The organism is Solibaculum intestinale (genome assembly GCF_040096205.1).
Lineage (GTDB): Bacteria > Bacillota > Clostridia > Oscillospirales > Acutalibacteraceae > Solibaculum_A > Solibaculum_A intestinale.
In genome coordinates, this window is sequence record NZ_JBBMFD010000002.1 from 22,012 (window position 1) to 45,076 (window position 23,065).

A 23,065-nucleotide genomic window follows, 5' to 3' on the forward strand; every position below is an offset into this window, starting at 1 on the left:
GACGGTTTGCAGGAAATGCGTCGTTTTTACTGTACGCCCACACCTTTACCCGGCTCGTCGCCGCGGGCCTTGTCAAAGACATAATTGACGTCCATCATCTTCCACACCTGAGTGCGGGCGGTGGGCTGGCCGTTGGCCTTGACCGCGTCCGGGCCTTCCTCCAGGCAAGTGCGCAGGGTCAAGCCGTCGATGTTTTTGCGGTCGTCAAATACGTAGCCAGCATCGTACACCTTCTGATAGGTGTTGATGCCGACGCCGGAGAAATAGTTGAAGCCGTATTCCACCAGCACATTGTATTGTGGCGTGCCATGGTCGGGATATTCGCCGTAGGGGAACAGGTAAACGCTGGTCTCTCCAATCAGGGACTCCACCTCGTCCTTCCAGGCCTGGCAGTCCTCCCGGATGGACTCGGCGCTCATTTTGGACATATGATGATGCCCATAGCTGTGAGAAGCGAACTGGAAGCCGTCCTTTTTCAGGCACTCGATAACCGGCTTGACCGCTTCGATTTCCTTTTGCCGGTCATCTGGGGAATCCGCCTGGGTGTGGTAACCGAGGATACCGTTATACCCGGTCAGGCCTACAATGGCCTTGGCGCCCTCAAAGGAGAAATCCGGGTGCTCTTCGACAAACTGATTGAGGATGGAGAAGACTTCGTTGCCTTGGGTGATGACCTCTTTTCCCGTCTTCGGATCCACGCTCATCTCCGCGATGTGCCCGTCGTCTCCGACTACCATCTTCCAGTTACAGCCGTTATCCCGCATGTACTGGTAATAGTTCATATCGTCGGTGGAAATAATCAGCGGCTTTTTGCCCTTGGGCAGCTTAAAGGGAAGACGGCCGTAGGAGGTGGTTCCATCGTCATTCTGGATTTCGCCGTACATCTGGTCGATGTTGACAAGAATATAATTGTTCTTATAAAGTTCTTCCAGCATCCGTTTGAACTCGGTGACGGTGGTCATGTAATCGTCCATCCCCTTGGCGGAGGCATCTCCGTCAAATGCCAGCTCCGGGTATACCACCAGCGGATGTACAAAAATATGCTCAATCGCACCCTTATATGTCACATAATTGCTCCGGTCGTACACCGGCTCGGAGGAAACCGGCGCTGTAGAGGAAGGCTCCGGCTCGGAAGAAGACGCCGGCAGTTCACTTGGCAGCTCGCTGGGGCTTTGGGACAAAACAGCGCTGTCCACCGTTCCCCCCGTGGGGACGCTGACCCCATTGGCAATCGCCACACAGACCACCGCACCGGACAGCACCACCAGCGCGATAATCACAATTGGCATAATATTCTTAATTGGATTTCTGCGCCGGTTGCCGCCCCGGCTAGTCCTTCGGTTCATATCCACTACCCCTTTTGCATTGGTTCCTTTTTGTTTTTCGGGAAGCTTCCGGAATCCCTATTTTTATACAAAAGAATCCCTTGTGTATTCTTATCTTTTATTATCATACATTTTTGTACAAAATGCAAGGGAAGCTTGCCCGTTGTAACCATTTGTTACAACGCGGATACAGTTGTGGAAACCAAGGCGGAAGACAAGAAGCCGAATAAAAACGAATTGTATAATATGCTAACGATTATACGGTTTTAGGCGGGAGCGAAAGGGATGGACCGTTTTGAGACGCAGGAACAGATGGACCGCCGAAGGGGAGATAAAGATAGAATTCCGTAGCCTGGGTGCTGCTTTTAGCGGCGATGGTGCCTCTGTGCAGCTCGACGATTTCCTTGGCGATGGCAAGTCCCAGCCCGGCTCCGCCGGTTTTGGTGGAACGGGCGGAATCCAGCCGGTAGAATTTCTCGAAAATACTCCCCAGCTTATGCTCCGGAATCTGGGGGCCATGGTTGCGAAACACGATGCGTACTCCCTGGCCGCTGACAGCAGCCTCGATGTCGATGGGGGTATTTTCGTAGCTGTAATTGATGGCGTTTCGCAGTACATTGTCAAATACCCGGGCGAGCTTGTCCGAGTCCCCGTAGACCATCAGGTCGGCGGGCACATGTATCCGGCAGGTGAGCTTTTTTTGAGAAAGCAGCGGATAGAACTCGTCCGCCAGCTGCTCGAGCAGCATGGAAAGATTGAAGCGGGTGACCTGCAGCGTGATGTTCTGCAGGTTAAACCGGGTGATTTCAAAAAACTCGTTGATCAGATCCTCCAACCGTTCCGACTTTTCCAGCGCAATGGACAAATACCGCTTTTGCAGCTGCGGGGAAATCCCTACTTCCTCGTTGAGGAGGGACAGGTACCCGATGACCGAGGTCAGCGGCGTTTTCAGGTCGTGCGCTAGGTAAACCACCAGGTCATTTTTGCGCTGTTCGGCCTCCTTGGCAAGCTGCTCGTTCTTTAAGGCGTCGAACTTGATGGAATTGAGCGTGTTCTCTATCTCCTTGAAATCTCGGGGCAGCACCACCAGGCTTTCGTCCTTGCGAAAAACCTTGTTGATAGACTGCACGAACACATCCATATATTCGGTGGACTTGGAGATGGTAAAGTACACCACCACGACGGTGATCCCCGCGAAGGCCACAAATATCAGCTCCATCTTATAGGAGACGAAAAAGCGGTAAAGGTCCGGGCTGAGCCGGTGCACCAGGTTTGCCAGCAGGTCGTTGAAAATGCCATCAGCCAAAAACAGGCACAGCAATAGCCCAATCAGGCACAGCCCGATGATCAGCAGGATTTTTCCGAATAGTTTCCTGCGGTACCGGCGAAGAAAATTATTGTTCAATTTTGTATCCAACCCCCCATACCGTTTTGATAAATTTCGGGTTGCGCGGCGGCTCGCCCATTTTTTCCCGAAGCCGGCGGATGTGAACCATGATGGTGTTGTTGGAGTCGAGATACCGTTCCCCCCACACCCGCTCGAACAGCTCCTCTGACGATAGAACCCGTCCCCGGTTTTCGCAAAGCAGCCACAAGAGGCTAAACTCAATGGGCGTCAAATTCAATTCCCGGTCGTAGAGGGTGCAGCTATGGGTGTCCTTGTTGATGACTAAGCCCGCGAAATCAATGACGTTTTCCCCAGGCTTGGGCCCCCCGTCGTTGTAGCGAGTATACCGGCGCAGCTGGGCTTTCACCCGGGCAACCATCTCCAGCGGGTTAAACGGCTTTGTGATATAGTCGTCCGCCCCGATGGTAAGACCGGTAATTTTATCCATGTCTTCCACCTTGGCGGTGAGCATGATGACCGGGAAGGTATAGGTCTCCCGGATTTTGCGGCACAGATCGAAGCCGCTCAACTGCGGCATCATCACGTCCAGGATCGCCAGATCCACCGCTTGGCCGCTCTTGATGAAGGACAGGGCCTTAAGCGGCTCATAAAAGGTGTGCACCTCATAGTTCTCGTTTTTCAGATAGACCTCGATCAAATCGGCGATTTCCTTTTCGTCGTCTACGACCACAATCGACGTTTCCATTTTCCCACATCTCCTCATTCGGTTGCTGCAAATTCATTATAGGAGAAGGCGCCTGCAAAAGCAAACGGTTAAGAAAATCTTAAGATTCCCATAAAGGAAGCGGTTTGCCGCCTTTCTTTTATTTTCTGCATGTAAGAAGCTTCCATGCATCCTTTCTTCAAACGGTGCAAACCATAATGTGGGAGGGATGACATTGAAAAAATTAAAAAAAACCGCCCTGCTTTTTTCCATCGGCTGCGGCGGCTACAGTCTCATCGAGGTGCTCTGGCGGGGATTTACCCACTGGACCATGGGCGTCACCGGCGGGGTGTGCATGTGCTTACTGAATTCGATCAACCAAAAATGCAAAAAGGCCAGCCTGCCCCAAAAATGTGTCTTAGGTTCAGCGGTCATCACCGGAATGGAGCTGTTCGTCGGCTGCATCGTCAACCGCAAGCTTAAATGGGACGTTTGGGACTATTCGGACCTGCCGTTTAATGTAAAAGGCCAGATTTGTCCCTTTTTTAGCATCCTGTGGTTTTTCCTCTGCATCCCGGTGATGCATCTGAGTACCTTTTTACAGAAAAATGTCCGGGCGCTGCGGTAAGAAGGAGGCACTTTTGCAGGAGAAGCCGCATGCAAGCGGCCCGATCCCCCGTTCTCTGTGAAAGTTTCACAAAACCGCACGTCTGTGAAAACAATAATTGCTATTGTGATTTTTCCCGTTTTAGTGTAGAATTCTGTAGTAGTAAGAGTGGCGGAAATCCTGCATCCGAAAGAGAACGCAGGAAGCTTCCGTCAAAGGAAGCAACGCGGTTGCGTTTCGAATTTTGCGAACGGGAGATCGATAGCATGAGAATGAGCATGTTTGACACAAATGTGCAGGAGCTGAAATATAAAGTGCTGCGCGAGGTGGCGAGGCTGGCCTTCGAGGAGAAGCTGGAAACCGACCTTATTAAAATCCCCGAGAAGATCATGCCCGGCCCTCAGGCCACCCTGCGCTGCTGCATTTATAAGGAGCGGGCCATTATCACGGAGCGTGTGAAGCTTGCCATGGGCGGCAATAAGGAGAACGACAACGTAGTGGAGGTGCTGGACATTGCCTGCGACGAGTGTCCGGTTACCCAGATGAGCGTTGGGGAGGCCTGCCGCGGCTGCATCGCCCACCGGTGCATGAACGTCTGTCCCAGGGGCGCGATTTCTCTCATTGACCACAAGGCGCACATTGATCCCAAAAAATGCGTTTCCTGCGGCAAGTGTTTGAACGTTTGTCCCTATAACGCCATTTCGAAAAATTTGCGTCCCTGTGAAAAAGCGTGCAAGGCGAACGCCATCGCCATGGACGAGGATAAGAAGGCCCGTATCGACAACGACAAGTGCGTCGCCTGCGGTGCCTGCGTCTATCAGTGTCCCTTTGGCGCTTTGATGGACAAATCCTACATACTCGACGCCATCTCTATTTTAAAGAATTCCGCCAACAATAAGAATTACAAGGTATACGCCATCGTGGCCCCCTCCATTTCCGGCCAGTTCGGCAACGCCAAGATCGGCCAGGTGGTTTCCGGCCTCAAAGCACTGGGATTCTATAACGTGGTCGAAGCGGCCCTGGGCGCGGACATGGTGGCCAATAAGGAGGCCCAGGAGCTTTACGAAAAGGGTTTTCTGACCAGTTCCTGCTGCCCCGCCTTCGTCAGCTACATCAAGATCAATTTCCCCAGCATGGTGGAGCACATTTCCCACAACCTTTCGCCCATGGCCACCATTGCCGAATACCTCAAGAAGATGGATCCCAGTGCCAAGATCATCTTCATCGGTCCGTGCATCGCCAAAAAGGCGGAGCGCAAGCTTGACCGGGTCAAAGACATCATCGACGTGGTCATCACCTTTGAGGAGCTTCTGGCCCTCTTTGACTCGCGCAACATCGAAATTCAGGATCTGCCCAACGACGTGCTGGACAACGCCTCCTATTACGGCCGCATCTTTGCCCGCAGCGGGGGCTTGACCGAAGCGGTGCGGCAGGGCCTGAAAGAGAACGGCATTACCGAGGAGGATTTCGATTATAAGCCGGTGACCTGCTCGGGCATCGACGAATGCCGTATGGCCCTGCTCAAGGCCTCCAAGAACGTGCTGGGCGGCAACTTCATCGAAGGAATGGCATGCGAGTCCGGCTGCATCGGTGGCGCCGCCTGCCTGACCCACGGGCCAAAGGATAAATCCGAGGTGGATAAGTACAGCCGGGAGGCCATGGAAAAGACCATTAAAGACGCCATCGGCGTGCTGCAGCTGTCGGATAAATAGAGATAGGATGCTTTGTGAACGTTTTCCCCTTGCGGCGTGCTTCGCCGCAAGGGGAAATTTTTATCCCGATAAAGCAGAGCGGGATAAAAGCCCACTGACTTTTCCGAGAGAAGGAACTAGGTCAACCCCTTTTTTAGGCGGCAAGAAACCGGCCTCATTTTCCGAATTTGACAAAAATCGAGAAAAGATTATAATCAGAGTATTATAGGAAAGAAAAGAACGGGCAGAAACCACCCGCGCGCCAGCCGTCAGCCAAACGCGTACCGCGGGCAAACAAAAAGGAAGGAGCCTATATGAAACGAATCGGAATAACCATATTGGCGGTTTTACTGGGATTGTCTCTTTCCGCCTGTACCGATGGCGGAGTGGTGAGCGGTCCGTCGTCTTCGCTGCCGCTGCAGTCCGAGCTGGCAAGTGCCCCCCAGTCGCTGCCGGAACAGAGTGACTTGCCTTCATCGCAGGAGCCGGAATCGAACACGGATTCCTCCACTGCGCCTGAGACGCCGTCAACCACGCCCCAGACCCCCTCTTCCAGCGAAGAACCCCAGGGCCGCCAGACGGTGGATGTGACCATTCCCGAGGGGTTTACCCTTGCGCAGATTGGGGAACGGCTGGAGGCCAACGGCGTGTGCACCAAGCAGGCGCTTTTGGACATCGTCAACACCTATGATTTCAGCTATTACCCCTTGGTTGCGGGGATCGGGAACAGTCCCAACCGATGCTATCTGCTGGAGGGATACCTTTATCCGAGCACCTATACCTTCTATGTAAACATGAAGCCTCAGGACGTGGTGGGCAAGTTTTTGCGCGCCGCCGAGGCCAACATCACGGCCGCCGACCGGGCCCGGGCCGTCCAGCTTGGCATGACCGTGGATGAGCTGATTACCCTGGCGTCCGTCATCGAGAAGGAAGCGGGCAATCCCAATGAGGTGGCCAATGTCTCCTCGGTTTTTCATAACCGGCTAGCTATCGGCATGCCCTTGCAGGCGGACGCTACCCGGGAATACGTCAACCGGTATTTGACGCCGGACTATGCGGAAGCCTACAATACCTATAAGTGTGCCGCTCTGCCCGCCGGCCCTATCTGTAATCCCGGCCGCCGGGCGATTAACGCCGCTCTTTACCCGGCGGACACCGGGTATCTCTACTTTGCCACCAGCAGCGATTCGCCGCCCCGGTATGTGTACGCGACCACCTTTGAGGAGCACCAGCAGAATCTCAGAGACCTGGGCCTTCTGTAGCGTTTGGCCCGGCTGCGTTTGTTGGTGCGGGAAAGGCGCTGGCCCTGAACAGCCGCTGCCCCGGCACCCAGATAAAAGGCGTCGTTTGGCCCGCGTTGGACGGAAAAACGCTTACCCGGCAGCGGAAACCGGTGTTCGTTCTTGCGGCAAATACCTGGAATTTCCCGGGTTTTTGCCGTGCCGGAGACATTTCCCCAAGGATTTTTCATGTAAAAAGCAAAAAGGCCCCGGGCAAATCGCCCGGGGCCTCTTTCTCTTATCAGTCACGCGAGTACCATTTGTGTACCGGCTTTCTCCCTTAGTGATGGAACAGCCGCACGCCGGTAAAGGCCATGGTCATGCCGTAGCGGTTGCAGGTGTCGATCACATGGTCGTCCCGGATGGAACCGCCCGGCTGGGCGATGTACCGTACGCCCGAGCGCTTTGCCCGCTCAATGTTGTCGCCGAAGGGGAAGAACGCGTCCGAGCCCAGCGAAACGCCCGACAGGGTCTCAAGCCAAGCTTTCTTTTCCTCCTGGGAAAAGGGCACGGGCTTCTCGGTGAAGAATTCCTCCCATTTTCCGTCCGCCAACACGTCCATAGAGTCGTCGGACAGGTAAACGTCAATGGTGTTGTCCCGGTCGGGACGGCGAATGTCCGCCTTGAAGGGAAGGGCCAGCACCTTGGGATGCTGCCGCAGATACCAGATGTCCGCCTTGTTGCCCGCCAGGCGGGTGCAGTGGATGCGCGACTGCTGCCCCGCGCCGATGCCGATGGCCTGCCCGTCCTTGGCGTAGCAGACGGAGTTGGACTGGGTGTATTTCAAAGCGATCAGAGCCACGATCAGGTCCCGCTTCGCCTCGGCGGGCAGCTCCTTGCTGCCGGTCACGATGTTTGTAAGCACGCTTTCCTCTATACGCAGCTCGTTGCGCCCCTGCTCGAAGGTGATGCCGTATACGTCCTTGTGTTCGATGGGATCGGGCCGATAGTTTTCGTCCATCTGCAGAATGGTATAATTCCCCTTGCGCTTTCCTTTGAGAATGGCAAGCGCTTCGTCGGAATAGCCGGGCGCGATGATCCCGTCGGATACTTCCCGGGCAATCAGGGCCGCCGTCTCTTTGTCACAGGGGTCGGAGAGGGCGATAAAGTCCCCGTAAGAGGACATCCGGTCGGCCCCTCTGGCTCTCGCGTAGGCGCAGGCAAGCGGGGAAAGGGGAAGATCGTCCACAAAGTAAATCTTCTTGAGCGTGTCGCTTAGGGGCAGAGCCAGCGCCGCGCCGGCAGGGCTGACATGCTTAAAGGACGCGGCGGCCGCGATACCGGTGGCCTCCTTTAGCTCGTGCACCAGCTGCCAGGAGTTGAGCGCGTCGAGAAAGTTGATGTAACCGGGCCGGCCGTTTAACACCGTCACCGGCAGCTCCCCGTGCTTGACGAAAATCCGTGCGGGCTTCTGATTGGGATTGCAGCCGTACTTGAGTTCCAACTGCGTCGCCATAGGCAATCCATCCTTTCTGATTCGACAAATTCCATTGTTTTTATTATAGCACGGTTTTTCCCTGATACAATGCGAAAGCGCCCCAAACCGGTTGGGCAATCTAAACAAAGAATCTAGGCGGCTGCCCGGCAGGACATTCGCACTAAGCAGACAAGACTCTGGACCATGTGCCGGATCTCCTGCCGCAGGGAACACAGGAGGCGGTTGTGTGCCCAGCTGTGGAAGCGGGGCATTACCTTTTTTCGATTTCGGCTTCCTTACTGCCGAAAGGAAAGCAACGCATACAAAAAGGCCCGCGGCGAACGCCGTGGGCCGGGCTTTTGATTATTGATCCGCCATCAGCGAACAAACCAGGTTCGAATATGCTACCGGATCCTCGATGGGGAACCCTTCGATGAGCAAAGCCTGGTCGTAAAGCAGGGCGGCGTAATCCTTGAGCTTCTCCTTGTCCGTCTCGTACAGGCGGGTCAGGGTAGCGAAGATGGGATGGCCTTCGTTGATTTCCAGCACCCGTTCCGCCTTCACCTTCTCGTCAGTGGGCATGGCATTCAGCACCTTCTCCATCTCCAAAGAAAGCTCCCCGTCGCTGGAAAGGCACACCGGGTGGGACTTCAGCCGCTTGGATGCCCGTACCGCCTTCACCTTGCCGGCCAGCGCTTCGCCCATAAAGGTGAAAAGCTCCCGGCTTTCCTTCTCCTGGGCCTCGTCCTCCTTCTTTTCTTCCTCGGTTTCCTCAAACCCAAGGTCCCCGGCGGACACCGACTTGAATTCCTTCCCGTCGAACTCATGAAGCACCTTGAGTGCAAACTCATCCACATTTTCCGTCAGGTACAAGATTTCGTACCCCTTGTCTTTGACCAGCTCCGTCTGGGGCAGCCGGTCGATTTTTTCCACCGTGTCGCCGCAGGCGTAGTAGATGAACTTCTGGTCCTCCTTCATCCGCTCGACATATTCCTTGAGCGTAACGAGCTTTTTCTCCGCAGAAGAGTAGAATTCCAGCAGGTCCTTAAGCAGCTCCTTATGGGTGCCATAGTCGTTATAAACGCCGAATTTCAGCTGCAAGCCAAAGTTCTTGAAAAACGCGTCGTATTTCTCCCGGTCGTTTTGCTGCATGGAAAGAAGCTCGCTCTTGATCTTCTTTTCCAAGCGGGAGGCGATGATTTTCAGCTGCCGGTCATGCTGGAGCATCTCCCGGGAAATATTCAGAGAAAGGTCCTGGGAATCCACTAGGCCCTTGACGAAGCTGAAATAATCAGGCAGAAGGTCCGCGCACTTTTCCATGATCAGCACGCCGTTTGCGTAAAGCTGCAACCCCTTTTCGTATTCCTTGGTATAATAGTCGAAAGGCGTGCGAGCCGGGATGAAAAGAAGGGCCGTATAGGTCGCCGTACCCTCGGTGCTTGAACGGATGACCCGGGCGGGATCGGTAAAGTCGAAGAACTTCTCCTTATAGAACTGGTTGTAGTCGTCCTCGGTGACCTCTGCCTTGGTTTTTCTCCAGATGGGTACCATGCTGTTGACCGTTACCTCTTCCGTGTACGTTTCGTATTCGCCCTCGCTGCCCTCCTTGGGCCTGCTCTTCTCCACCATCATTTTGATGGGGTAGCGGATGTAGTCGGAATACTTCTTGACGATCCCCTGAATGCGGTAGGAATCCAGATACTCGTCGTAGTCTTCCTCCTCCCGATTTTCCAGGATGTGCAGGATAATCGTCGTGCCGTAGGAATCTTTTTGGCATTCCTCGATGGTATACCCGTCGGCCCCCTCGGACTCCCACTTATAAGCCGTGTCCGACCCGTAGGGTCGGCTGATTACCGTCACCTTGTCGCTGACCATGAAGGCCGAATAAAAGCCTACGCCAAACTGGCCGATGATGTCAATGTCCTCCTTGGCCTCGTTTTCCTGCTTGAAGGCCAGGGACCCGCTTTTGGCGATAACGCCCAGGTTGCTTTCCAGCTCTTCCTTGGTCATGCCGCAGCCGTTGTCGGAAATGGTCAGCGTGCGGGCTTCCTTGTCCAGGTCAATGCGGATTTCAAAGGCAGCACTGTCCACCTTTACGTTCTCCTCGGTGAGAGAGCGGTAATGGAGCTTATCAATGGCGTCGCTGGCGTTGGAAATGAGCTCGCGCAGGAAAATCTCCTTGTGGGTGTAGATGGAGTGAATCATCAGGTCCAAGAGCCGCTTGGATTCCGCCTGAAACTGTTTGACTTCCATGAAAACGTCCTTCCTTTCGATGGGTTCTTTTTATCCGGCGAATAATGCCATTTTGATTTTAAAATTAGCACTCATTATCATAGAGTGCTAATCTATGATAATACCAAATTCATGAAATTGCAAGCTTTTTTCTGTGAACGTTTTGTGACCACCCGCTTCCCAAACCTGCGGTTTCGTGGTATGATACTCCCTGCAAACGAAAGGGGACTCTTCGATGAAACGAAATCGTATTCTATATGCCGTCCTGGCGGCGGCCTGCATCGGGCTGGGGCTTGCTTCCCGGGCCTTCCGGGCAGACCTGCCCGCGTTTTTGGGCGAGTACGGGGGAGACACCATCTGGGCCATGATGGTCTACTTCCTTTTTGCCGTCTTATTGGCGCGAAAACCCGTGTGGCTCGTATCCCTGTGCGCTCTGGTCTTTTCCTATGGGATTGAGTTTTCCCAGATATATCACGCGCCTTGGATTGACTCTGTGCGCGCCACTACCCTGGGAGGGCTGGTGCTGGGCCAGGGCTTCTTAGTCAGCGACCTGATTTGTTACGCGGCGGGCATCCTTATCGCTTTGCTGATCGACACACTCATCGAAGGCATCCGCCGGCGCAATACCCCGCCCAAACGGCAAAACCGCTATATCAAATGAAAAAATGCCTTCTTGCAGCTGCAAGGAGGCATTTTTGTGCGTTATTCTCCATTCAGCGCCCGCCGCCCCGCCAAAGGCGCGTCGTTTCGCCGAAGCCCCGGCTTTCGCTCCCGGCAGAACTCGGTCATCTCCTCCCAGTACCGCTTCGGCATGTGGTTTACACGGCATTTGGGGTTATACCGCCCCTCAATGGCGATGGCGTCATAGTATTCGCACCACAGGTCCCGGTATTTTTGCTCTTCCTCGTCCGGGTCGTTTCGCTCGAAGGAATCCACCGGCACAATGGCCCACTGGCCCGGCCGGTAGACGAGGGCCATGCCGTGGGTCTCGTCGTAAATGAGGAACGCCTCCTCCGGATACCGGTCGATAAAATGAGGGGCAATCAAAGGCAGCACCTGGTTTAAAGGTTTGATGACGCTGGTGAGCACCTTGCCGGACACCGAGAAGCGGACAAACTGCTTGTACCGGTGGCTTTCGTTGTAAAGATGCCGCTGGGCCTTCAAAAGAGCCGCCACCGTGTCGTGCGTCAAATGGCGCATCACGTTCGGGCCCATGTCAAACCCCAGCTGCACAAACCGGAGCATAAAAAGCTCCTTTTGCTCCAGAAAGGTCAAAAACGCGTGCTCCAATAGGGTCATCCCCTCCCAGGACAGCTTCTTGGGGATGGCCCGCCGCACCCGTTCGGCCTTCTTAGAGTCGGTCTCAATGGAGCGCACCGGGGAAAGGGTCATCTGGGGCGAACAAAAGGGCCGCACATCAGCGGGCGTCTCCTTGCGCCGAAAGCTTTCGAACACGCAGCAGAAAAAGCCGTCCAGCGTCCCGTCGTACTCGTACACTACATCCCCGCCCGCAAACATGTCACCGCCTCCCTTCCTCCGATACGCCCCTGGGAAAAGAGGCTCAGCTGCTCGTACTGCTCGGCCGACTGCCCCCGCAGGTATTCCACCCCCTGCTGGGAGATGAGGCTGCGCAGAATGCCGTCTTGGGTGATGCGAAGCCCGTCGTTGAGCTTGCCGTTTACCGTGATGAAATACTGCGCCCGCTTGAGCACCACCCCGATCTTCTTAAGCCCCTCGTAGCTTAAAGGCCCTACCCGCCGGGCCGCCAGAATCCGCTTCGCGCTGTTGACCCCAATGCCCGGCACCCGCAAAAGCTCCTCGTAGTCTGCTTTCCCCACCTCCACCGGAAACCGGTCCATGTGGGACAGCGCCCAGTTGCACTTGGGGTCGATAAGCGGGTTAAAGCTGGGGTTTGCCTCGTCGAGCAGTTCGTGGGCCTCGAAGCCGTAGAAACGAAGGAGCCAGTCGGCTTGGTAAAGCCGGTGCTCCCGCAAAAGAGGCGGGGGCGTGTCCGCCGCCGGCAGCAAGGGGTTGGAGGACACCGGCATGTACGCCGAAAAAAACACCCGCTTGAGCTTATACTTCTTATATAGAGCGCTGCTCAGAGAGAGAATCTGGTAATCGGTTTCCCCGCTGGCCCCCACAATCATCTGCGTACTCTGCCCGGCAGGGGCGAACTTCGGCGCGTGCCGGTACTGCACCAAATCCCGCCGGTTTTCCTGAAGCTTGCCGGTGATGAACCCCATGGGCTTTAGGATGGAGGTTTTCGACTTGTCCGGCGCCAGAAGGGACAGGCTCTTTTCGCTGGGCAGCTCAATGTTCACGCTCATCCGGTCCACCAGCAGCCCGAGCCTCGTAAGCAGCGCGTGATCCGCGCCCGGGATGGCCTTCGCGTGGATGTAGCCGTAAAAATGGTATTCATTTCGCAGGATCTGAACGGTTTTGATAAACTGCTCCACCGTATCGTCCGGGCTTTTGCGGATGCCGGAGCTCAAAAACAGCCCCTCAATGTAGTTTCGCCGGTAGAACTGCATGGTCAAATCCGCAAGCTCCCGGGGCGTGAAGGCTGCCCGTGGAACCGGGTTGCTGCGCCGGTTGACACAGTAGGCGCAGTCGAATATGCAGCAGTTGGTCATGAGCACCTTCAGAAGGGAAACGCACCGCCCGTCCGCCGAGAAGGTGTGGCAGATGCCGCAGCTCACGGCGCTGCCCATACCGTGGGACCCGTTTTCCCGGTCCACGCCGCTGGAAGTGCAGGCCACGTCGTATTTGGCGCCGTCGGTGAGGATTTTGAGCTTGTCGAACAGATCCAAGACGATCCCTCCTTATGAGGATAGTATACGATAAAACATATGTTCTAGTCAAGGAAATTCGAACAAATATTCGGAATTAGCGGGTGAAAATACGCCGCCGCTTACCCATGGGGGAATCCCTTCGCTTCTTCCAGATGCTCGAGTGCAAAGGCGACGCATTGGTTTACCAGCTGGTTGAAGGAAACGTTGTATTGATAGCTCAGTTGCATCAGCCGGTCGTAATAATCCTGTCTGAACCGGATGGTGGATGCGATCCGCTCTTTGGTTGCCTCAATTCGAAAGCCGTCCATCGCCATTGCATCCTTTCTTAATGATTTTCTTTATTATAGTGAGCATGTTCGAAAAAGGTAATGTGCAAAATTGTAATCATTTTGTGGTATGAAAAATAGTACCATCCAAATTCTTTAACAAGGTAAGTTTAACCGATTTCATTGAAAAAAAGGTTACCTCAATTGAGATAACCTTTTTACTTTGCTGGCAAAGCCGCAGACAATATGTCTCTATCCGAAACCTGGCAGACCCATAAGAAAAGGGCGGGAATCCCCGCCCTTTTTCCGTTTTCGTTAGGACTTGTCGTGGGATTTTCCCACAAGCCCCGCCAGCAGGCCGAACAAAATCGCCGCCATAACGCCACCGGCCGCCGCCGTAAAGGGGCCGGTCAGCGCGCCCAGAAGCCCGTGCTCCCGGATGCCTTCCTCCACGCCCGTCGCCAGCAGGTACCCGAAGCCGCTTAAGGGCACCGTCGCGCCCGCGCCCGCCCATTCCACCAGCGGCCCGTACAGGCCCACTGCGGTCAGGATGACGCCGGCCACCACGTAGCCCACCAGAATCCGCGCCGGGGTCAGCTTCGTGCGGTCGATGAGCTGCTGCCCGATGAGGCACAAAGCGCCGCCCACCAGAAAGGCTTTCAAATATTCCAAAAACATATCCATAATCCTTTCACCTCCCGAAAGCGGCTAGCAGCCGGTGATCCACACCGCGTGCGCGATGCCGGGGATGCTTTCCCCCTGCTGCACGCTGGTGGGGGACATGAGCGCCCCCGTGCCCACGAACAGCACGTTCTTCAAATTCCCCGCCTGCATTTCCTGTAGCACATACGAACACAGCACCGCCGCCGAGCAGCCGCAGCCCGAGCCGCCCGCCGCCACGTCCTGGGTTTCCCGGTCGTAAATGAGCAGGCCGCAGTCGGCGTGTCTCTCCTTGAGCTCGATTTGGTTTCGAACCAGGATCTGGTTCATCAGATCGCTTCCCACCTGGCTCAAATCGCCGGTGAGCACCATGTCGAAGTTGCCCGGCGTTAAGCCGGTATCGGTAAAGAACGTGGTGATCGTGTCCGCCGCCGCGCCGGCCATGGCGCTGCCCATGTTGTTCATGTCGGTGATGCCCATGTCCACAATCTTGCCGAAGGTCACCGCCTGCACACTGGGAACGCCTGTGTTCCCGCCGGGGGTCAGCACCGTGCTGCCCGCCGCCGTGGCCGTCCACTGGGAGGTGGGGGCCCGCTGCCCGCCGTAGTCCAGCGGATAGCGGAACTGCCGCTCCGCCGTGCAAAAGTGCGAGGAGGTGACCGCCGCGCAGTTTTGCACCGCGCCGCTCTCCACCAGAACCGCCCCCGTCCCCAAGGACAGGGCCATGGTCGAGCACGCGCCGAACAGCCCCAGCATCGGCACATTAAGTTCCCTTAACCCGTAGGTGGAGCTGATGCACTGGTTGAGAAGATCGCCCGCCAGAATCAGCTGCAAATCGCCCGCGGTCAGGTTCGCCTTGCCCAAGGCCAGGTTTACCACCTCGCCCTGCATGGTGCTCTCCGCCTTTTCCCAGGTGGTCTGGCCCAGGTGGGTGTCCTCATAGAGCTTGTCGAACCGCCGGGCCAAGGGGCCTTCCCCTTCCTTTTTGCCCGCCACCGCCGCAAAGCCGGAGATGCAGGGCTTATTCTGCATCATAAGTGTGTGTTTGCCCGCTCTTGAAGCCATGTGTCGCCCCTCCTATACAAACAGCCGCAGCAGCCACGCGAGGATGCCGTAAAGCACCGCCGCCACCGGGCCGTATACCAGCACCGGTCCCGCGATGATGAACATTTTCACGCCCGTACCCAGAATGAGCCCCTCGCTTTTGAACTCGATGGCCGCCGCCGCAATGGAGTTGGCAAACCCGGTGATAGGCACCAGCGTACCCGCGCCCGCGTAGGTTGCCAGCTTGCAGTAGAGGCCCAGTGCCGTAAACAGCGCGGATAAGAAGATCAGGGAGCAGGAGGCGGCGATTTTCGCGTCGTCCAGGGGCAGTACCATGGACCACAGGTTAATGAGCGCCTGGCCGATCACGCAGATCGCGCCGCCCACCACAAAGGCTAAAATCGAATTGCGAAGAAATTTAGACGGAGGCGAAGCCTTGTCCGTCATGTTCGAATATTCATTTTGCGTCAGATTCAAGATTCAGTCACATCCCTTTTGGAGTAAAGTTAATGCCGTTGCGGAAAATAGTGTTACCGGAATGCGTCGTAAAATACGTGGACCTACTAGGAACGGCCCGGCCGGAGCGCGTCCGGCGGAAGGATGGACAGGAAAGCTGGCCAGCTGCTTTTGACTGGGCATCCCGCCTTATAGCCGTACCGGGCGAAACCGAAAATCCGTCCTTTTTAGCGGTGGACAAAAAGATATTTTTATTTTTTGCTCAGACATTTATGCTAAAAATCAAAAGTGAAATTTGATTATTTTGTCAATTGAATCAGAGATAGGAGTCTTATAAAATTAATATATCTTACATTAATTGGTTAATTTATTCGATTTTTTAGCCTTATTTGCACCGAGAACGGCGGGAGCTATTCCAGAAACTTCGTCCCGCTTTCTTTTTTCAGGGATGAAATCCCCAAAGTCCGCCGGCCCACTGGGATGCCGGTTTTTCTAAGTTTATGCGAAATTGCCGTCAATATAATTTCATTTTGCAGCGAAGCGCCCGGTACCCGGCGGCTTTTTCCGGGCGTACCCGTGACGGCGCCGGTCCGGGTGTGCCTCTGCCGCCGCTGGACTTTTATATTGCGTCAATTGATCCGAATAAGAAGGGAGGGACAGGGGCCTGCACGCAGTCGAATTTGAAAACAGGAAAAAGGAACGACAAAAAAGAAAGAAGGGAACCAAATTTGAAAAAAAGTCTCCATAAGGCAATCAGCGGGATTTTGTCCTTGGCCTTGCTTTTTTCCACCGTATCCATGATTTCCATTCCGGCGGTTGCCGACAACGATGCTTACCATACCCGCGACAACGGGGAAACCCTTTATCTGAGCGAACCGTTTGACCAGCTGGAGAACCTGTCCCTTTATCCGGAGCTGGATGCTCAGATCGCCGAAGGGGAGGGCCGCACCTATTTGTCAGTGAAATCCTCCTCTGGGGACTTTACCGCCAACGACGCCGTCGACGACCGTTCACCGGCGGCAACCCGGCAGATCGACGTGGCTTCCATCCCGAAGGAGATCTACATGGTGGAGTTTGACGTCTTGTTCACCGCAGCCAACTGCGGAGCCATCCAGCTGTACCGCGGCCTGCCGAAGGTGGATCTCGGACCGACCATCGTTTATGACGGAACCAATATCAAATCCATGACCGGTTCGAATAAATATGTGACGATGTTTTCCAATGCCCAGGCGAACCAATGGTACAACGTCAAGCTGATTATCAACAGCACCTCGACCATCCACAGTGTCGTCACCGACGAAGCGGGCAAGTCGCAGACCTGCACCAGCAACCTGCGCCGCAACTTCAGCAAAGGAACGCTGGGCGCGGTTAAAATCCAGGGGCTCTCCTCCCAAAACCCCCTTTATGTGGACGAGCTTACCGTCTATAAGCCTGCGCCGGACGCGTTTACCCTGACGGCTGACGAAACGCAGGTAAACATCCCCCTGGAAGGGGAGAATACGCTGACCTATTCCACCTCTGAAATCTATTATGGTGATATCGATCTGACCGCTTACGATCCCTTTGCGAGCGGCTTGGTGGTATATAAGCTGTACGACGAAGACAACGCCGAGGATTTGACCGGTGCCATGCCCCAGGGCGTTTCTATTGACGCGCAAACCGGCGTTGTGACGGTGGATCCAACCGCTCAGCCCGGCCGGTATACCGTCCGTGCGGAAAACTATACCGGAACCTATTCGAGCTCGATGGAGCTGACCATCACCGGGCAGGAGCAAGTCGACCAGGTGGTGATGGCCGACACCAATCCGTCCGGCTTGCCTCGTCCCCATGAAGGTGCACAGAGCGTCTCCTTCGGCGCGGTTTCCCTGACCCAGTACGGAGAGGAAATCTCGGTAGGGGACTCTTATCAGTGGGAGCTGGTGGATGCCGTCGGCGCTCCTACCGTCTATGAAGGGGTAAGTGTGGACGCCGCCACAGGCGAGGTGACGGTCCTGAATACCGCAGATCTCGCTACCGTTTACCTCAAGGCGACCTCCAACCTCAATCCGGCGAAGTCGGTGGTTTCCGACGCCATCCCCATGTACCAGATGGAGGCGGCCCGCATCGAGGTAATGGGGGACAGCTACGCGAAGGTGGTGCGGGGCCAGACCGTCACCTACCAATACACGAAAGCCTATTATGACCAGAATGAAGTGCTGATGCCTCCTGAGGAGAAGGTGGTCTGGTCCCTCAAGGGTGCGTCCGGAGGCGTCCAAATCAGCCAAGACGGCGTTTTGACCGTCCCGGATACCGCCCCCGACCAGACCATTGAAGTGGTTGCTACCAGCGTGGAAGGAACGAGCGGCTCAAAGACGGTGAACGTCTACCATGCGGTTGCGTCCGACATCGAGGTCAAGGGCAACCAGGCCGGCGTCATTCCGCCGCAAGGGGAGCCGGCCAACCGCTATACCTACCGCGCCGTTACCCTTGACCAATACGGCTTTGCATTTGACGACGAGGTGTACACCTGGTCGCTGGCGGCTGAGGACGCCGCCGGCCTGTCCGTCTCGCCGGACGGCGTGCTCACCGTCGAATGCGGTGCAGTCAATGAACAAACGGTGCAGGTGGTAGCCACGCCTGCAAGCAATCCGGAGAATGCAAAGGCATACGATGTGATTATATCCGAGCAGGTGTATACCTATCTCCCGGTAAAGGGCGGGTTTGAGATTGTCAACGGCTCCTCCCGTTACACCCGCCCCTTGTATTCCTCCCACGTCAACGATTCCCAAGGGACGTCCAGGCGGATGATTGGCTTTGTGGGCGACGACCCGGATTTCCTGATGCTTCAGGCAAATAAGGAAAAATCCTTCGGGCTGTATGCCCACATGTTCCTGGGCATCGAAAACGGCTCCTCCACCAAATGGCTTGCACAGATGGACAACATCGTGTTCCGTTATGTCTATGGCCGCGCGGAATACGAAATCACGGATCCCTCCTTTGACGGGACCATCTATATCACCTATACCCGCACCGATCAGTTTGACGGCTTCCTTACCAAAATTACCCTGCCGGACGGGCTGACGGATAAGTTGGTGGTGGCCACGGCCGGCGACGGCGGGGCCTCGGTTTCCCAGCAGACGGGGGGCAATACCTCCGGCTATGAATTTAAGGACAAAAACGCCAAATCCACCGCCGCCGCGCTGCTCCCCTCCAACGCCTTTGAGATTACAAAGGACGGCAAGTTTACCGTCAGCGGCAGCGCCAGCGTTGAAATGCATTACGCCGTAAAGGACGCTTCCAAATATTCCGATTTAAGCGCTCTGCTCCAATCCACCGAGGGCAGCGCCCCGATGGTGGTGGGGAAAACTGTCGCCAACACGGAAAACGACGTGTACCTCCTTTTGACCACCGACTCTTTGGAGCTGGAAGGGATTCAGGAGTATCTTTGCGACCCCAAGGACCTCTTTGAGGAAGGAATGGCCTATTTTGAAGGCGTCTCAAAGGCGGTGGATGTCAATACCCCCGACCCCTATTTCAACTCCATGATCGCCGCCCAGACGGTGGCGGTGGACGCAGCCTGGATCGACAAAACCGTCATGCACGGCCCCATCGCGTGGTTTGTCGCCCATGCGGGCTGGCGCTCCTCCTATGGGCAGACAGCGTCCGGGTACTTCGACCGGGTGGAGACCAACGCCCAGCAGTATTGGAAGAACCAGAAGAGCGACGGCCGTATCACGGCGTTCCCCACTTCGGACAAGCGCTACAACATGGGGGAGGTACTGGTAGACCAGTATTTGTATAATTGGCTGTATACCGGCGATCTGGAAGAGATGCGAAACGGCGGCTACGAGTTCGTCACCAAGCATCTCGCCTTTATGGACGCCCAAATGCGGGTGGAAGGCACCAATCTCTATGAAAACTTCCTAAATGCCTGGAACACCGACAACAAATGGGCCAACGGCGGGCCGAGCACCATCGCCAGCGCCTATGTGTGGCGTGCGTCCACTATCATCGCCGACGTGGCCCAGCGGCTCGGATACACCCAGGACGCAGCAAAATACGCCGCCAAGGCCGACGCCATTGCGGCCGAAATGAAGGAGTCGCTTTGGAGCGGCGAATCGGGCGTCTATGCGGAATACCTCGATTATTACGGCAACGCCCTGCTCCATGATGCCCCCGACCTTTCCTCCCTGTATACCCCCATCGACGTTGGCCTCACCGACCTCTTTGAGGAATACCAAATGATCCACTACGGCGACGAAGCCATTCCCAACCTGACGGCCGAGCTTCCCCGGGACGCGATCTTCAAGGAGTGCTCCAACTGGCTGCCCAGCGTCTACTCCAGCCGCGGCGTCTACCAGGGGGAATTGGCCAACTTCGCCCTCGCCGCCTACATGTCCGGCCAATACGAGCTTGCCGACCGGATGATGCGCGGCATTGAGCACGGGCTGTTTCAATCCAAGGGGGCCGGCCCGGGCCTGGTATCCCATCAAAACAACGAAAACGGCGAAAATATCGGACATCTTGACTTTGCGGACGTTTCCTCCATGGTGGTGCGCACCGCGGTGGAAGGAACCTTCGGGATTGCGATGAACGTACCCGACGGCACCGCCTCCATCACCCCCGGCTTCCCCGCCGATTGGGAGGAAGCCTCCATCGACACCTCTTACCTGGGATATTCCTATCAACATGAGGGCGCCACCGAGACCCTCCGCATCCATTCCGAAAAGGAGCTGTCCTATCAGCTGTCCCTGAAGATGCGCTCTGCGGACGTGGTGCGGGTCACCGTCGACGGGGTGGAAACGCCTTATACCATTGAGGCGGGTGTGGAGCACAGCTATCTCCATGTCACGACCCCCTCCTCGACCAGCGCCCAAATCGTCGTGGAATACGGCTCTGCGGCCCTGCCGCAACTGGAGGCGGACGACGTCGCCACGCCCCAGGAGGCTTATTCTTTTGCTGTGGCAAACGGCACTATTTCCGACGTGTACGATCCCCAGGGCGTCCTTGCGTCCTGCGACTATGCGCAGAACGCCGCCTCCGTCACCTTCCGCGGGGGGCTGGAAGGAAGCCATACCTTCTTCGTCCTAGCAAAGGCGGGAGAGGCTTCGGTTTGGTTGCCGGTCAACGTGACTCTTCAGGATGCGATTGAGCTGACTGGCCTTTCCTTCGCCTCCGGCCCTTCCCTAACCTTTGCGCTTGCCAACCACACCCAGACCCCCAAAACCATCTCCGCCGAGGTTTCCATTGGCGAAAACCGCGCTACCTTCCAGGGAACCATCCCGGCCTTGTCCACCAGCGAGCCGCAAACCCTTGCGATCGCGGACATCACCGGCCTCGGCGACGGGGACAATTTGGTACAGGCGAAAATCACAGGGGATTATACCGCAGACATCGAAGGGATCGCCACCGACTGGTCGGTGAGCAAGCTGGTGGAGGAATCCCTATATTCCTCCGATAAAATCGCAATGGTCGATCTGGATGGGGTGGTCAACCAGGATCTGCGCACCCTGCATGAAAACACCTACACCATTACCTGCGGCGGGGATACCGATTACTTTATCCCCAATTTCTACTGGTGCTCGGATACCACCCGTTCCGTCACCCAGACCGGACGCGCCTGGTGGGAGGACAGCTCCCGCGGGAAGAACGGCGTGCCCGACAGCCTGAACCTTCCCTCCTCCGGCGGGACCTATGTGACGGGGGCGGGAATCCCGTTTGACCTTTCCGGCGCCGGCGGCAAGAACGCCGTGTTTACTTCTCTGTACAACCAGTTCCCGGAAACGGTTACCATACCGGTAAATGAAACCGGCCAGAAAATCTATTTTATGGTGGCCGTATCCACCAACCATATGCAAAGCTATGTGGAGAACGCCCGCATCACCGTTCATTTCGCAGATCAAACGCAGCAGGTGCTCTCCCTGTCCAATCCAGAGAATATCGACGACTGGCTCAATTATCAGACCAGCAGCTCGTATGCCCAGTCCGGATATGTCCAAAGCCTCGGCTCCAAAGCGCATGCAAACATCCTCTCTTTGGACTTTGGCAAGAATAAGGAAATTACCAGTGTGGAATTGACCTGTGTCGCCAACGAGGTGCTCGCCGGCATCCTTGGGATTACGGTGGTCAAAGGAAACGATGGACAGGAAGCGGCGGCGGACAAGACCGCGCTGCTCAACGCCATCAACGCCGCCGCTGCCTATGAGGGGCAGGAAGATTGGTACACGCCGGGGACCTGGGCCGTGTTTGACGAAGCCTACGAAACCGCGAAGGCCGTCTATCGCGATCCGGACGCGGATCAAAATACGGTGGAAACTGCGGCCGCCGCCCTTCAGGCAGCCGTCGCCCAGCTTGCACGTAAGCCCTATGCTTCCGCCGACAAGCAGGCTTACCTTCCGGACGAAGCGATAACCGTTACCGCCGTCCTTCCGGCCGGGTACGAAAAGGTATACCTAGTCAACGAAGCGGGAAACGGCCTTGTCTCCACCAGGATGGTGACGGATGAGAAAGACGGCATGGAAACCTGGGAGCTGAGCCTTTCCCTTTCGAGCATAGGACAGCGTACCCTCAAGCTCTATGCCGACGGCGCCGATACCGGATTGACGGTGTCCTTCGCCATCTCCCAGGGGGCCTTGTGCGGACCGGGTGAGCCGGCTCTGCTTTCGGCAGGCATTTCCGGATCGGATACGGTAATCCTCGGCGAACCCTTTGCCGTTACCGTCGTCACCAACAAGAGCACGAAAAACGTAACCCTCTTTAATGAATCAGGCGTCGGGCTCGCACCGATTTCCCGGACGTATGTCGACAGTGAAACCGACGAGGTACGGACCTGGACCCTGACCTTCTCGGTGGGTACCACCGGATCGCGCAGCTTTGACGTCCGGCTGCAAAATGAGAAGGATCTCTGGCTGGATACCGGAGCAGCCTTATCGGTGCAAATTACTAGATGACAATTCCTTCGATTACTCTCTAAGGACGTTGGGCAAAACCGCCCCTGTGGATTCATCCGCAGGGGCGGTTTTTAGTTGCAGCTGAAACAAAATGGGCCCGCCGGCTATGCCGGGAAGGAGGAAAAGCATCCGCTATTCCCGCATAGGGTGAAACGGATAAAACCAACCGTTTCTCTTGGAGCAAAAAAGCGGTGGGGATCAAACGGCATTCGCCGCTGCGGCGGGTGTGATGCAGCCGGCCGTTTTTCCGCGCCTCTCATAAGGCCCGGCCGGTAAATGCTTTTTCAGGGCTTGCGTGTACCATACGTTTCA

The 23,065-nt window shown here is 55.9% G+C and carries 16 protein-coding genes; 5 read left to right on the top strand and 11 right to left on the bottom strand.

All coding sequences use genetic code 11. The features are described 5' to 3' along the window. Positions 1-26 precede the first annotated feature (26 nt). The 3 genes from WMO26_RS02340 to vanR all read right to left on the bottom strand — a co-directional run bounded on the left by WMO26_RS02340 (position 27) and on the right by vanR (position 3,418). On the bottom strand, positions 27-1,346 hold the full coding sequence (locus WMO26_RS02340; protein WP_349217926.1) for a polysaccharide deacetylase family protein: 1,320 nt from the start codon (positions 1,344-1,346) through the stop codon (positions 27-29). Between the two features lie 235 nt (positions 1,347-1,581). Continuing rightward, entirely contained in the window at positions 1,582-2,730 is a 1,149-nt protein-coding gene (locus tag WMO26_RS02345; protein WP_349217927.1) for a sensor histidine kinase, read from the bottom strand. Next, positions 2,720-3,418 (bottom strand): VanR-ABDEGLN family response regulator transcription factor, encoded by a 699-nt coding sequence (vanR, locus tag WMO26_RS02350; protein WP_349217928.1) that lies wholly within the window; start codon positions 3,416-3,418, stop codon positions 2,720-2,722. Before vanR ends, WMO26_RS02345 begins: the two co-directional genes overlap by 11 nt. A 193-nt stretch (positions 3,419-3,611) precedes the next feature. On the opposite strand from vanR, the gene WMO26_RS02355 reads away from it, so the two are divergent. The 3 genes from WMO26_RS02355 (at position 3,612) to mltG (ending at position 6,936) form a co-directional block, all read left to right on the top strand. Further along, positions 3,612-4,004: a putative ABC transporter permease gene (locus WMO26_RS02355; RefSeq protein ID WP_349217929.1), complete on the top strand. Its 393-nt coding sequence runs from the start codon at positions 3,612-3,614 to the stop codon at positions 4,002-4,004. A gap of 251 nt (positions 4,005-4,255) precedes the next feature. Beyond that, positions 4,256-5,695, top strand: coding sequence for a 4Fe-4S dicluster domain-containing protein (locus WMO26_RS02360; RefSeq protein ID WP_349218040.1), 1,440 nt, complete (start codon positions 4,256-4,258; stop codon positions 5,693-5,695). A gap of 293 nt (positions 5,696-5,988) precedes the next feature. Continuing rightward, complete coding sequence (mltG, locus tag WMO26_RS02365; protein ID WP_349217930.1) at positions 5,989-6,936, top strand: endolytic transglycosylase MltG; 948 nt, start codon at positions 5,989-5,991, stop codon at positions 6,934-6,936. A gap of 298 nt (positions 6,937-7,234) precedes the next feature. Here mltG and WMO26_RS02370 read toward each other — a convergent pair whose 3' ends face one another. Together WMO26_RS02370 and htpG are read right to left on the bottom strand one after the other, a co-directional pair. Next, positions 7,235-8,410, bottom strand: a complete 1,176-nt coding sequence (locus tag WMO26_RS02370) for a phosphoribosylaminoimidazolecarboxamide formyltransferase (RefSeq protein ID WP_349217931.1) — start codon at positions 8,408-8,410, stop codon at positions 7,235-7,237. 324 nt (positions 8,411-8,734) lie between these two features. Continuing rightward, positions 8,735-10,624, bottom strand: coding sequence for a molecular chaperone HtpG (gene htpG / locus WMO26_RS02375; RefSeq protein ID WP_349217932.1), 1,890 nt, complete (start codon positions 10,622-10,624; stop codon positions 8,735-8,737). Positions 10,625-10,838: 214 nt separating this feature from the next. On the opposite strand from htpG, the gene WMO26_RS02380 reads away from it, so the two are divergent. Further along, positions 10,839-11,264 (top strand): ribosomal maturation YjgA family protein, encoded by a 426-nt coding sequence (locus tag WMO26_RS02380; protein ID WP_349217933.1) that lies wholly within the window; start codon positions 10,839-10,841, stop codon positions 11,262-11,264. A 41-nt stretch (positions 11,265-11,305) separates the two neighbouring features. Here WMO26_RS02380 and WMO26_RS02385 read toward each other — a convergent pair whose 3' ends face one another. From WMO26_RS02385 to WMO26_RS02410, 6 genes are all read right to left on the bottom strand, one after another. Next, positions 11,306-12,121 carry a TIGR03915 family putative DNA repair protein gene (locus WMO26_RS02385; RefSeq protein WP_349217934.1) on the bottom strand — a complete coding sequence of 272 codons (816 nt, stop codon included), beginning with the start codon at positions 12,119-12,121 and terminating at the stop codon, positions 11,306-11,308. Further along, a complete protein-coding gene (locus WMO26_RS02390; RefSeq protein WP_349217935.1) occupies positions 12,100-13,416 on the bottom strand; it encodes a putative DNA modification/repair radical SAM protein in 1,317 nt (438 codons plus the stop codon). Before WMO26_RS02390 ends, WMO26_RS02385 begins: the two co-directional genes overlap by 22 nt. A 101-nt stretch (positions 13,417-13,517) precedes the next feature. Next, complete coding sequence (locus WMO26_RS02395) at positions 13,518-13,706, bottom strand: hypothetical protein (protein ID WP_349217936.1); 189 nt, start codon at positions 13,704-13,706, stop codon at positions 13,518-13,520. Positions 13,707-13,979: 273 nt separating this feature from the next. Next, positions 13,980-14,348, bottom strand: coding sequence for a SpoVA/SpoVAEb family sporulation membrane protein (locus WMO26_RS02400; RefSeq protein WP_349217937.1), 369 nt, complete (start codon positions 14,346-14,348; stop codon positions 13,980-13,982). Between the two features lie 24 nt (positions 14,349-14,372). Next, entirely contained in the window at positions 14,373-15,389 is a 1,017-nt protein-coding gene (gene spoVAD / locus WMO26_RS02405; protein WP_349217938.1) for a stage V sporulation protein AD, read from the bottom strand. Between the two features lie 12 nt (positions 15,390-15,401). Beyond that, positions 15,402-15,845, bottom strand: coding sequence for a SpoVA/SpoVAEb family sporulation membrane protein (locus tag WMO26_RS02410; protein ID WP_349217939.1), 444 nt, complete (start codon positions 15,843-15,845; stop codon positions 15,402-15,404). A gap of 707 nt (positions 15,846-16,552) precedes the next feature. Here WMO26_RS02410 and WMO26_RS02415 point away from each other — a divergent pair. Next, a complete protein-coding gene (locus WMO26_RS02415; protein ID WP_349217940.1) occupies positions 16,553-22,753 on the top strand; it encodes a DUF4450 domain-containing protein in 6,201 nt (2,066 codons plus the stop codon). The last annotated feature ends 312 nt before the right edge of the window (positions 22,754-23,065 follow it).